This is a genomic window from Sphaerotilus sulfidivorans, from assembly GCF_013426975.1.
In the GTDB taxonomy this organism is placed as follows: domain Bacteria; phylum Pseudomonadota; class Gammaproteobacteria; order Burkholderiales; family Burkholderiaceae_C; genus Sphaerotilus; species Sphaerotilus sulfidivorans.
Window position 1 is genome coordinate 211,143 of record NZ_JACCPY010000003.1, and the last position, 12,024, is coordinate 223,166.

Consider the following 12,024-nt stretch of genomic DNA (forward strand, 5'->3'; position numbering starts at 1 on the left):
GGGGTTTGCGTAATTCAACACCCGGAACGGGTGTGCCGATCATGTGACAAGGGGCGCCTTAGGCGCCCCTTGTGATCGTTTCACCGACTGGAAACGTCGGCTTCAGGCGCGTGTCAGGCGCCCATCAGCTCGTCGAAGCCCAGGACCTTGTCGGTGACCTTGGCCTGACCCAGCACGAAGTCGGTGACGTTGGCCTCGATGACCACCGCCTCGACCTCGGCCATGCGCTGCTGGTCGCCCATGTACCAGGCGATGACGTCCTGCGGACGCTCGTAGCTCTGCGCCATCTCCTCGATGTGGGCGCGCAGCTGGTCCGGCGTGGCCGACAGCGAGTTCGCACGCACCAGCTCGGCCAGCGACAGGCCCAGGCGCACGCGGCGCTCGGCCTGCGCGGTGAACATCTCGGCCGGGATCGGGGCCTTGTCGGCGTCCTTGATGCCACGCTGCTTCAGGTCGGCACGGGCGTTGGCCACCAGGCGCTCGACTTCCGCATCGACCAGCGCCTTGGGCAGGTCGAAGGTGACGGCCTTCTCGATGGCGTCCATCACCGCCTGCTTGTTGCGGGCGGCGACGCGGAACTTGACCTCGCGCTCGAGGTTCTTGCGGATGTCGGCGCGCAGGCCTTCGACGCCGCCTTCGGTGATGCCCAGCGACTCGGCGAAGGCATCATCGACCACCGGCAGGTTCTGCTGCTCGACCTTCTTCAGCGTGACCAGGAAGTCGGCTTCCTTGCCCGCCACGTCCGAGCCGTGGTAGTCGTCCGGGAACTTCAGCGGGAAGGTCTTGGACTCGCCGGCCTTCATGCCGCGCACGGCCTTCTCGAAGGCTTCCAGCATGCGGCCTTCGCCCAGCAGGAACTGGAAGTCCTCGGCCTTGCCGCCCTCGAAGCGCTCGCCGTCGATCGAGCCGTCGAAGTCGATGGTGACGCGGTCGCCGTCGGTGGCTTCCTCGCCGGCGGCGCGCTCGGTGAAGGTGCGGCGCTGCTTGCGCAGGATGTCGAGGGTGCGGTCGATCGCGGCGTCGTTGACCTCGGCGCTGGCGCGCTCGATCTCGACGGCGGTCAGGTCGCCGATGACGACTTCAGGATAGACCTCGAAGACGGCGTCGAACTGCAGCTGGCCTTCGGCGGCGTCTTCCTTCTCGGAGATGCGCGGGGTGCCGGCCACACGGACCTGGGCCTCGCCAGCGGCCTGCGCGAAGGCGGCGCCGACCTTGTCGTTCATCACTTCGTACTGGACCGAGAAGCCGTAGCGCTGGGCCACGACATTCATCGGCACCTTGCCCGGACGGAATCCGTCGGCCTTGACCGTGCGGGCCAGTTTCTTCAGGCGGGTCTCGACCTCGTTCTTGATCTCCTCGGCCGACAGGGTCAGGGTGATGCGGCGCTCGAGCTTGTCGAGGGTCTCCACGGTAACAGCCATGTTCTGAAGCTCTACAGTTGCTTGAATTCAGGAGGGACGTCCGGCGCAGGAAACCGGAAGACGTCTGCATGTGGTGCGCGGGGCCGGACTCGAACCGGCACGCCCGTGAAGGCGTCAGGACCTAAACCTGGTGCGTCTACCAATTTCGCCACCCGCGCGGCCTGCACCGGATTTCCCGGAAAGCGCGACATTCTAGCCGAGTCGCGCGTCGTCCCGTCCGACGCGGAACCAGGCCGCGTACATCGCCGGCAGCGCCAGCAGCGTCAGCGCCGTCGCCACGATCAGGCCGCCCATGATCGCCACCGCCATCGGGCCCCAGAAGACGCTGCGCGACAGCGGGATCATCGCCAGCACCGCCGCGGCCGCGGTCAGCACGATCGGGCGGAAACGCCGCACCGCCGACTCGACCACCGCCTGCCGGTCAGGCACGCCGGCGGCGCGGTCCTGCTCGATCTGGTCGATCAGGATGACCGAGTTGCGCTGGATCATGCCCATCAGCGCGATCACGCCCAGCAGCGCGACGAAGCCGAAGGGCCGGTCGAGCAGCAGCAGCGCAGCCGCCACGCCGGCGATGCCCATCGGGCCGGTCAGGAAGACCAGCATCGCGCGCTTGAAGCTCTGCAGCTGCAGCATCAGCAGCGTGAAGGTGAGGAACAGCATCACCGGCACGCCCTTGGCGATCGAGCCCTGGCCCTTGCTGCTCTCGGCCACCGCACCGGCGATCTGGATGTCGTAGCCCGGCGGCAGGTCGGCGCGCATCTTGTCCAGCGCCGGCCAGATCTCGGCGGTCACGGTGGCGCCCTGCATGCCGTCGGGCACGTCGCCCTGCACGGTGACGGCGTACTGGCGGCCCTCGCGCCACATCACGCCCGGCTCCCAGACATGGCCGATGCGCGCGATCTGCACCAGCGGCACCGGGCGGCCCGAGGCGGTCGGCACATAGGCGTTGCCCAGATCGGTGATCGCGTCGCGCTCGGACAGCGGCTGGCGCATGACGATGTCGATCAGCTTGTCGCCCTCGCGGTACTGGCCCACCGGCGTGCCGCTGAGCAGCATGCGCGTGGCCTGCGCGATCGACTGGCTGGAGACGCCCAGCGCACGCGCCTTGTCCTGGTCGATCTCCAGGCGCAGCACCTTGACCTTCTCGTTCCAGTTGTCGTTGACGCCGATCAGGTTCGGGCTGGCCTGCAGCACCGCGCGCGCCTTGTCGCCCCACTCGCGCACGATCTGCGGATCGGGTCCGACGACGCGGAACTGCACCGGATAGGGCACCGGCGGCCCGTTGGGCAGCAGCGTGACCCGGCCGCGCGCCTCGGGGAATTCGGCCGCCAGGATCTCCGGCAGGCGCCGGCGCAGCGCCTCGCGCTCGGCCAGGTCCTTCGGCAGCACGATGGTCTGGCTGACATTGGTCTGCGGGAAGATCTGGTCCAGCGGCAGGTAGAAGCGCGGCACGCCCGAGCCGACCCAGCTGGTCACGCTCTCGACGCCGGCCTCGCCCTGGAGGCGCTTGTGCAGCCGCTCGGCCAGCCGGTCGCTCTCGGTGATCGTCGCGCCCTCGGGCAGCCACAGGTTGACCAGGATCTCCGGCCGGCTCGAGTCGGGGAAGAACTGCTGCTGCACCCGGCCCATGCCGGCCAGGCCGAGCACGAAGACGCCGATCGTCAGCGCGATCGTGATCCAGCGGTGATCCACGCACCAGCCCACCAGACGGCGGAAGCGGCTGTAGAACGGCGTGTCGAACAGCTCATGGGGCTGGCCGTCGGCATGCGGGCGCACCTTCAGCAGCCGCGCGCCCAGATAGGGCACGAAGTAGACCGACACCACCCATGAGATCAGCAGCGCCGCCGAGGTGACGGCGAAGATCGCGAAGGTGTATTCGCCCACCGTCGACTGCGCCATGCCGATCGGCAGGAAGCCGATCGCGGTGATCAGCGTGCCGGTGAGCATAGGCATCGAGGTGGCGTCGTAGGCGTAGGTCGCGGCGTAGAGCCGGTCATGGCCCTCCTCGAGCTTTCTGACCATCATCTCGACCGCGATGATCGCGTCGTCGACCAGCAGGCCCAGCGCGATGATCAGCGAGCCCAGCGAGATCTTGTGCAGCCCGACGCCCCAGTAGTACATGGTGACAAAGGTGATCGCCAGCACCAGGGGAATGGTCAGCGCCACCACCAGGCCCGGCCAGATGTCGATGCGCAGCGGCCGGGTGTGCAGGCCCAGGCTGATGAAGCTCACCGCCAGCACCACGATGACCGCCTCGACCAGCACCTTGACGAACTCGCCCACCGACTTGGCCACCGCCACCGGCTGGTCCTGCACCTGGGACAGCTCGATGCCGGCGGGCAGATCCTGGCGGATGCGCGCGACACGCGCCTGCAGCGCCTCGCCCAGCGCGATGATGTCGCCGCCCTTGGCCATCGACACGCCCAGCGCGATCACCTCGCGGCCCTGGTGGCGCACCTTGACCGCCGGCGGATCGATGTAGCCGCGCCGGATGGTGGCCACATCGCCCAGGCGGGTCATGCTGGCCACGCCGGTGCTCGGGTTGACCGCTCGCAGCGGCAGCTGGCGCAGCGCCTCCAGCGAGCCGAACTGGCCGCCCACCCGCACCTGCAGGTTCTGGCTGCCGGCGTCGAGCACGCCGGCGTTCTCGACCGCGTTCTGCGCGCCGATCTGCGCGATCACCGTGTTCAGGTCCAGGCCGAGCTGGGCCAGACGCTGGCCGGAAAGCTCGATGAAGACCTTCTCCGGCTGCGCGCCGAAGACCTCGACCTTGGCGACATCCTTGACCTGCAGCAGCTCGGCACGGGTGCGGTCGGCGAACTCGCGCAGCTCCTCGCGGCTGAAGCCGTCGGCCGACAGCGCGAAGATCGAGCCGTAGACATCGCCGAACTCGTCGTTGAAGAAGGGCCCGATCACGCCGGCGGGCAGCGTGCCACGCATGTCGCCGATCTTCTTGCGCGTCTGGTACCAGGTCTGCTGGACCTCCTTCGGCGGCGAGTCGTCCTTGATCTGGAAGATGGTCACCGACTCGCCCGGCTTGGTGTACGAGCGGATGATGTCGGCGTGCGGCACCTCCTGCAGCGTCTTCTCGATCTTGTCGGTGACCTGGTCGGCCATCTGCTGCGCCGTCGCCCCCGGCCAGTAGGCCTGCACCACCATCGCGCGGAAGGTGAACGGCGGATCCTCGTCCTGGCCGAGCTGGAAGTACGCGGCCACGCCGAGCACCATCAGCACGATCATCAGGTAGCGCGTCAGCGCCGGGTGCTCGAGCGCCCAGCGCGAGATGTTGAAGCCGGAGTGACGGACCTGGTCGTGAACATGAACCTTCATGGGATCCCCTGACGACACGATCGATCAGCGCGAGGCGGCGCGGGCCGGCTCGATGTAGCGGCGCACCTTCTGGCCCGGCGTCAGCACATGCACGCCGGCGCCCACCACCTCCTGGCCAGGCTGCAGGCCCTCGGCCACCAACACCTGGTTGCCGTCGGCGCCGCTGACGCGCACCGGCTGCGGCCGCACCGTCATCGCCTGCGCATCGAGCAGCCAGACCACGCTGCGACCGCCCTGCTCGGCCACCGCCGCCAGCGGCAGGCGGATCTGGTCGTCGCGGCGCGGCCGCTCCATCACCACGGTGGCGGTGCGGCCCAGGCGCAGCGCGGCGGCGCCGACGTCGGCCTTGGCCACGAAGGTGCGGGTGCTCGCGTCGGCCGCGGCGGCCAGCTCGCGCAGCGTCGCCGGCAGCGTCTCGCCGTCGCCGCCCCACAGCCGCACCTGCAGCGCGCCGGCGCGGCCCATCAGTGCGCGCAGCTCGGCGACCCGGTCCTCCGGCACGCTGAAGACCACATCGCGCGGGCCGTCCAGCGCGACGCGCACGATCGGCGTGCCCGCCGCCACCACCGCGCCCGGCTCGGCCTCGACCGCGGTGACCACGCCGGCGCCTTCCGCCACCAGCCGGGTGTACTGCGCCTGGTTGCCCTGCACGCCGGCCTGCGCCCGCGCCTGGTCGAGCGCGGCCTGCGCCGCCTTCAGCGCGGTCTCGCGCCGCTCCAGCTCGGCCGCGCCGATGAAGCCCTGCTCATGCAGCTCCCGGTAGCGCTTCAGGTCGGCCGCGCTCTGCTCGGCCTGCACCTGCGCGGCGCGCAGGCCGGCCGCGGCCGCTTCCTGCCCCAGCTTCAGATCCGCAGGATCGAGCTGCGCGATCGCCTGGCCCGGCCGCACCGCATCGCCCAGATCGACCTCGCGGCGCAGCAGCTTGCCGCCGACCCGGAAGGACAGCCGCGTCTCGGTGCGCGCCTTCACCTCGCCGGAGAACTCCTGCAGCGCCGCGACACTGCCGCTCTCGACCTTGATCGTGCGCACCGCGCGCAGCGGCTCCGGCGCCGCTTCCTTCTTCGCGCAGCCGGACAGGGCCAGCACCAGCGCCAGCAGCAGGCTCGACAGGACGACCGGACGACCGGCAGACAGGGACACAGGACGAAGGCACGGGCGAAGGAACATGCGCAGGCTCCGGGAAGAACACGGGAACTTCTGGAACTGACTGACCGGTCAGTAATTCGCTAATGTAGAAGCCCGGTTCGAGCCTTGTCAAACCTCGCGCGGATAATCGGCCCCGCGACGCCGCCGGCTGTCGCGGATCAACATCTCCTCATCGCGAGCCCTCGCGAACAGCGAACAGCAGACAGCGGCATGTCCGTCGACCACTACGAGAACTTTCCCGTCGCCTCGGTGCTGTGCCCGCCGGCGCTGCGCCCGGCGATCACCGCGATCTACGGCTTCGCGCGCACCGCCGACGACCTGGCCGACGAGGGCGACGCCACGCCCGCGCAGCGCGCCGCCGATCTGGCCGCCTACCGCGAGGATCTGCGCTGCGTCGCGCGCGGCCATGCGCCCTCGCCGCGCTGGGCGTCGGTGTTCGGGCCGCTGGCGCCGGTCTTCCGCCGCCATCACCTGCCGCTGCCGCTGCTCGAGGCCCTGCTCGACGCCTTCGAGCAGGACCTGCACCAGAGCCGCTACGCCGACCGCGCCGAGCTGCTGCGCTACTGCGAGCGCTCGGCCAATCCGGTCGGGCGGCTGCTGCTGCACCTGTACGGCGTGCGCGACGACGACTCGCTGACCCGCTCCGACGAGATCTGCTCGGCACTGCAGCTGATCAACTTCTGGCAGGACTGCAGCCGCGACCATCCGCGCGGGCGCATCTACCTGCCGCGCTCGGACTGGGCGCGCTTCCGGGTCAGCGAGGAGATGCTGCTGGCCGGCCGCGACACGCCCGAGACCCGCGCGCTGATCGCCGACGAGGTGGCCTGGGCCCGCGCGATGATGCTCGACGGCGCGCCGCTGGCGCTGCGCCTGCCCGGGCGCACCGGCTGGGAGCTGCGGCTGGTGGTGCAAGGGGGCCTGCGCATCCTCGACAAGATCGAGGCGACGGGCTTCGCCACGCTGGCGGCGCGGCCGAAGATCGGTGCGTGGGATGCGCCGGGGCTGCTGTGGCGGGCGGTGCGGATGGGTCGCGGGGCACGCGAAGGTCGCGGCCGCGCCACGCGCACCTGAGACAATCGCCCCCCATGACCACCTCCCCCGAGCACTACGTCCAGGAGAAGGCGGCCGGCAGCGGCTCGAGCTTCTACTACGCCTTCCTCTTCCTGCCGCCGGAGCGCCGCGCGGCGATCACCGCGTTCTATGCCTTCTGCCGCGAGGTCGACGACGTGGTCGACGAGACCAGCGACGCGGGCGTGGCCGCCACCAAGCTGGCGTGGTGGCGCACCGAGGTGCAGCGCGCCTTCTCCGGCGAGCCGACGCATCCGGTCATGAAGGCGCTGATGCCGCACGTCGCCCTCTACCAGATCGCGCCGGCGCACCTGCTGGCCGTCATCGAGGGCTGCGAGATGGACCTGCAGCAGAGCCGCTATCTCGACTATCCCGGCCTGAAGCGCTACTGCCACCTGGTGGCGGGCATCGTCGGCGAGGTGGCCGCGCGCATCTTCGGCCAGACCGAAGCGGCCACCACCGCCTACGCGCACCAGATGGGCCTGGCCTTCCAGCTCACCAACATCATCCGCGACGTCGGCGACGACGCGCGGCGCGGGCGTATCTACCTGCCGATCGACGAGCTCAAGCAGTTCGACGTCAAGGCGCACGAGATCCTCAACCGCGGCTACAGCGAGCGCTTCACCGCGCTGATGAAGTTTCAGGCCGAGCGCGCCCACCAGGCCTACGACCAGGCACTGGCACTGCTGCCCGCGGCCGACGCGCGCGCGCAGAAGCCCGGCCTGATGATGGCCAACATCTACCGCACGCTGCTGCGCGAGATCGAGGCGGCCGAGTTCCAGGTGCTGCACCAGCGCATCTCGCTGACGCCGGTCAGGAAGCTCTGGATCGCGATGAAGACCAACTGGCGCGGCCGGTGAGCCGCGTCGCCATCGTCGGCGCAGGCTGGGCCGGGCTGGCGGCGGCGGTCGCCGCGGTCGAGGCCGGCCACGCGGTGACCGTCCTCGAGATGGCGCCGCAGCCCGGCGGGCGCGCGCGCAGCCTGGCCGCCGAGGGCGCGGCCGGCGGCGATCCGGCCGACCGGCTCGACAACGGCCAGCACATCCTGATCGGCGCCTACACCGCCACGCTCGGGCTGATGCGCCGCGTCGGTGTCGATCCCGACGCGGTGCTGCGGCGCCAGCCGCTGGCGCTGCTCGACCAGGTCGGCGTGGGGCTGCGGCTGCGGGCGGGCTCGCCTCTGCTCGAGTTCGGCCGTGCGGTCTGGGCGATGCGGCACTGGCGGCGGTCGGAGCGGCTGGCGCTGAGCTCGGCCGCGCTGGGCTGGCTGCTGCGGGGCTTTCGCTGCGACGCGGGTTGGACGGTGGCGCAGCTCACCGCCGGCCTGCCGGCGCGGGTGCGCACCGAGATCCTCGACCCGCTGTGCGTGGCGGCGCTGAACACGCCGGCGCCGGAGGCCAGCGCGCAGGTCTTCCTGCGGGTGCTGCATGACGCACTGTTCTCGGGCCCCGGCGCCAGCGACCTGCTGATTCCGCGCCGGCCGCTGGCCGAGCTGCTGCCCGAGCCGGCCTGGCGCTGGCTGCAGCAGCACGGCGCGACGCTGCACACCGGCCGACGGGTGCGCACGCTGGAGCCCGAACCCGCGCCGGGCGGCGGCTGGCGGGTCGACGGCGAGGTCTTCGATCAGGTGGTGCTGGCTTGCCCGCCAGCCGAGGCGGCACGGCTGACGCGCGCGGTCGCACCCGGCTGGGCAGCGCAGGCCGAGGCCTTCGGCTTCGAGCCGATCATCACCGGCTATGTGCAGGCGCCGGGCGCACGGCTGGCCGCGCCGATGGTCGCGCTGGCCGAGGGGCCGCAGGCGCCGGCACAGTTCGCCTTCGACCATGGGGCGCTGGGGCTGCGGGCCGGGCGCTTTGCCTTCGTGGTCAGCGGCGCGGCACCCTGGGTCGAGCGCGGCCTGGAGGCCACCGGCCAGGCGCTGCTGACGCAGGCCCGCGCGGTGCTGCGCGACCTCGGCGACGGCACCGAGAACGCGGTGCGACTGGAGCGGCTGGTGGCCGAGAAGCGCGCCACCTTCCGCTGCGTGCCGGGGCTGGCGCGCCCGCCGGCGCAGATCGCGCCGGGGCTGCGCGCGGCCGCCGACTGGGTCGAGGGGCCGTATCCGGCCACGCTCGAGGGGGCGGTTCGCAGCGCGGCGGCCTGAAGACCGCCGCGGCGTGCGGATGCCGGAGAACGCTCAGGCGGCGAAGTTGGCCTCGGCGAACTTCCAGTTCGCCAGGCTGTTCAGGAAGGTCTCGACGAACTTCGGGCGCAGGTTGCGGTAGTCGATGTAGTAGGCGTGTTCCCACACGTCGACGCACAGCAGCGCGGTGTCGCCGGTGGTCAGCGGGGTGCCGGCAGCGCCCATGTTGACGATGTCGACCGAGCCGTCGGCCTTCTTCACCAGCCAGGTCCAGCCCGAGCCGAAGTTGCCCACGGCCGAGGTCTGGAAGGCCTTCTTGAACTCGTCGAACGAGCCCCACTTGGCGTTGATCGCGTCAGCCAGCGCGCCGGTCGGGGCACCGCCGCCGTTCGGGGTCATGCAGTTCCAGAAGAAGGTGTGGTTCCACACCTGGGCGGCGTTGTTGTAGATGCCGCCGCTGGAGGTCTTGACGATCTCTTCCAGGCCCTTGCCTTCGAACGCGGTGCCGGGCACCAGGTTGTTCAGGTTGGTGACGTAGGCCTGATGGTGCTTGCTGTAGTGGTAGTCGAAGGTCTCGGCCGACAGATGCGGGGCCAGGGCGTCCTTGGCATACGGCAGGGCGGGCAGTTCGAAAGCCATGTGTGAATCCTTCGTGGTTGAGGTGCGAGAGAGTGAGGGTGCTCATCAAGGGCCGGCGATGCTGCGCGGGACGCAGGCTCACCGGCCGCTCGGCGGCTCATTGTAGGGATAAGCCTTTTCTTTCGCAGGACGGGGGCAGACCTCGGTCACCTGCAGCGCCAGCCGGCCGTCGGCCAGCCTGGCCCCGACGCTCGCGCCGGCCTGCACCCCGTCGACGCTGAGCAGCGGCCGGCCCTGCCCGTCCTCGAGCAGCGCATAGCCGCGCGCCAGCACCCGCTGCGGGTCGAGCGCGGCCAGCCGGGCGCCCAGCAGCTCCAGACGGCGCGCGGTCTCGATCTGGCGCTGGCGGCGCGCATCCGTCAGCCGCTGCGCCAGGCGCTCGAGCCGTGCGCGCTCGGCCATCAGCCGCGCGGCGGGCAGACCGGCATGGCGCTGGGCCAGCAGCGCCAGCCGGCGGTGCTGCGCGTGCAGCGCGTCGGCCGGGCGCGACAGGCGCAGCGCCGCGCGGTCCAGGCGCTGCGCCTCGCCGTCGAGCCGGGCCTGCACCCGCTGCCGCAGCCGGCGCGCGAGCTGCTGCAGCGTGCGCAGGCAATCCTCGCGCGGCGGCGCGGCCAGCTCGGCCGCGGCGGTGGGCGTGGGCGCGCGCAGGTCGGCGGCGAAGTCGGCCAGCGTCGTGTCGGTCTCGTGGCCGACGCCGCAGATCACCGGCACCGCGCTGGCGGCGATCGCGCGCACCACCCGCTCGTCGTTGAAGGCCCACAGGTCCTCGAGCGAGCCGCCGCCACGGCAGACGATCAGCAGCTCGACGCCCTCGACTTGGCCGGCCGCCGCGATGGCGCGCACCAGCTGCGCCGGTGCCTCCGCGCCCTGCACCGCGGCCGGGCACAGGATCACCTCGACCTGCGGCGCACGCCGCGCCAGGGCGCTCAGCACATCGCGCAGCGCCGCGGCCGCCGGCGAGGTGACCACCGCGATGCGCCGCACGAAGGCCGGCACCGGGCGGCGGCGCGCCGGATCGAACAGCCCTTCGGCCTGCAGCTTCGCCTTCAGGCGCAGGAACTGCTCCATCAGCCGGCCCTCGCCGGCCGGGCGCATCGCCTCGACGATCATCTGCAGCTCGCCGCGCGGCTCGTAGATCGCCAGCCGGCCGCGCAGCTCGACCTGCTGGCCGTCGCGCGGCGAGAAGTCGAGCAGCGACGCCGCGCGGCGGAACATCGCGCAGCGCAGCCCGGCCTCGCCCTCGGGCGCGCGCAGATTGAAATAGCAGTGGCCGCTGGCGGCACGGGTGAAACCGGCCAGCTCGCCGCGCACCGCCACCGCGCCGAAGCCGTCCTGCAGCGCCTCGCCGACGGCGCGCACCAGCGCCGCGACCTCCCAGATCGGCTCAGTTGCAGGCATGAAGCGCTCCCGGGGCTGATTCTTTCATTCTTCCGCCACACTGATCAAAAAACAGGCAACCCAAGAAAACTCCTTGCCCGAAAAGGACTTGGCGCATCGACTCTCAGCTTTTCAACAGACTTATCCACAGGCTTGGTGGACAATCCCGACCGGCCGCCGACCCCTGCCGCAGGAAGGCAAGGCGCGGATCACCCCGGTGTTGAGGCCATAATTCCATGCTGCTGCGCCATGCCGGCACAGCGCTCCGAGCGTTGCCCTGGGGAAAGACCTTTGTTTTCGATCATACAAGCCGCTGGCTGGCCGATCTGGCCGCTGATCCTGTGCTCCATCGCCGCGCTGGCGATCATCATCGAACGCTTCATGAGCCTGCGCGCGGCGCGCATCGCTCCGCCGACGCTGCTCGACGAGGTGATCACCCTCACCCGCAGCGGCCTGCCGGCGCCGGACGTGGTCGACAAGCTGCATGACAGCTCGGTGCTGGGCACGGTGCTGGCCGCGGGCATTCGCGCCGCCGCCACCGACGCCCGCGGCGACGAGGCCCAGCTGCGCAATGCCTTCGAGAATGCCGGCCGCCTGGCCGCGCACCGCCTGGAGCGCTACCTGAGCCTGCTGGGCACCATCGCCTCGGCCGCGCCGCTGCTGGGCCTGCTCGGCACGGTGGTGGGCATGATCGAGATCTTCGGCGCGCAGTCGCCGACCACCGGCAGCAATCCGGAGCAGCTCGCGCACGGCATCTCGGTGGCGCTCTACAACACCGCCTTCGGCCTGATCGTGGCGATTCCGGCGCTGGTGACCTGGCGTCACTTCCGCTCGCTCGTCGACGGCTACGTGCTGCAGATGGAGCAGGCCGCCGAGCGGCTGCTGCCCCACCTGCTGCCGCGCGGCCGCCGCTGAACGCCG

At 71.1% G+C, this 12,024-nt stretch carries 9 protein-coding genes and 1 tRNA gene; 4 read left to right on the forward strand and 6 right to left on the reverse strand.

The genetic code is table 11. The features are described from left to right. Window positions 1-113: 113 nt before the first annotated feature. The 4 genes from tig to HZU84_RS03205 all read right to left on the reverse strand — a co-directional run bounded on the left by tig (window position 114) and on the right by HZU84_RS03205 (window position 5,918). The gene (tig, locus tag HZU84_RS03190) at window positions 114-1,421 is read right to left on the reverse strand and encodes a trigger factor (RefSeq protein ID WP_149503005.1); all 1,308 of its coding nucleotides are present in this window, start codon (window positions 1,419-1,421) and stop codon (window positions 114-116) included. A 71-nt stretch (window positions 1,422-1,492) separates the two neighbouring features. Then, window positions 1,493-1,579: transfer RNA gene (locus HZU84_RS03195), tRNA-Leu, on the reverse strand. A 34-nt stretch (window positions 1,580-1,613) separates the two neighbouring features. Further along, complete coding sequence (locus tag HZU84_RS03200; protein WP_149503004.1) at window positions 1,614-4,751, reverse strand: efflux RND transporter permease subunit; 3,138 nt, start codon at window positions 4,749-4,751, stop codon at window positions 1,614-1,616. 24 nt (window positions 4,752-4,775) lie between these two features. Further along, window positions 4,776-5,918, reverse strand: coding sequence for an efflux RND transporter periplasmic adaptor subunit (locus tag HZU84_RS03205; protein ID WP_149503003.1), 1,143 nt, complete (start codon window positions 5,916-5,918; stop codon window positions 4,776-4,778). 189 nt (window positions 5,919-6,107) lie between these two features. Here HZU84_RS03205 and hpnC point away from each other — a divergent pair, with 189 nt between their 5' ends. Genes hpnC through hpnE form a run of 3 tightly spaced genes read left to right on the forward strand, consistent with a single transcriptional unit; the run spans window position 6,108 to window position 9,108 of the window. Then, the gene (hpnC, locus tag HZU84_RS03210) at window positions 6,108-6,968 is read left to right on the forward strand and encodes a squalene synthase HpnC (RefSeq protein ID WP_149503002.1); all 861 of its coding nucleotides are present in this window, start codon (window positions 6,108-6,110) and stop codon (window positions 6,966-6,968) included. 14 nt (window positions 6,969-6,982) lie between these two features. Continuing rightward, on the forward strand, window positions 6,983-7,825 hold the full coding sequence (gene hpnD / locus HZU84_RS20410; protein ID WP_244954436.1) for a presqualene diphosphate synthase HpnD: 843 nt from the start codon (window positions 6,983-6,985) through the stop codon (window positions 7,823-7,825). Then, on the forward strand, window positions 7,822-9,108 hold the full coding sequence (gene hpnE, locus HZU84_RS20415; RefSeq protein WP_244954435.1) for a hydroxysqualene dehydroxylase HpnE: 1,287 nt from the start codon (window positions 7,822-7,824) through the stop codon (window positions 9,106-9,108). Before hpnD ends, hpnE begins: the two co-directional genes overlap by 4 nt. 33 nt (window positions 9,109-9,141) lie before the next feature. On the opposite strand, the gene HZU84_RS20420 is transcribed toward hpnE, so the two are convergent. After that, entirely contained in the window at window positions 9,142-9,726 is a 585-nt protein-coding gene (locus HZU84_RS20420; protein ID WP_149503001.1) for a Fe-Mn family superoxide dismutase, read from the reverse strand. Between the two features lie 78 nt (window positions 9,727-9,804). Further along, window positions 9,805-11,124 carry an exodeoxyribonuclease VII large subunit gene (gene xseA / locus HZU84_RS03220; RefSeq protein WP_149503000.1) on the reverse strand — a complete coding sequence of 440 codons (1,320 nt, stop codon included), beginning with the start codon at window positions 11,122-11,124 and terminating at the stop codon, window positions 9,805-9,807. 270 nt (window positions 11,125-11,394) lie between these two features. Here xseA and HZU84_RS03225 point away from each other — a divergent pair, with 270 nt between their 5' ends. Then, window positions 11,395-12,018, forward strand: a complete 624-nt coding sequence (locus HZU84_RS03225; RefSeq protein ID WP_149502999.1) for a MotA/TolQ/ExbB proton channel family protein — start codon at window positions 11,395-11,397, stop codon at window positions 12,016-12,018. Window positions 12,019-12,024: the final 6 nt, after the last annotated feature.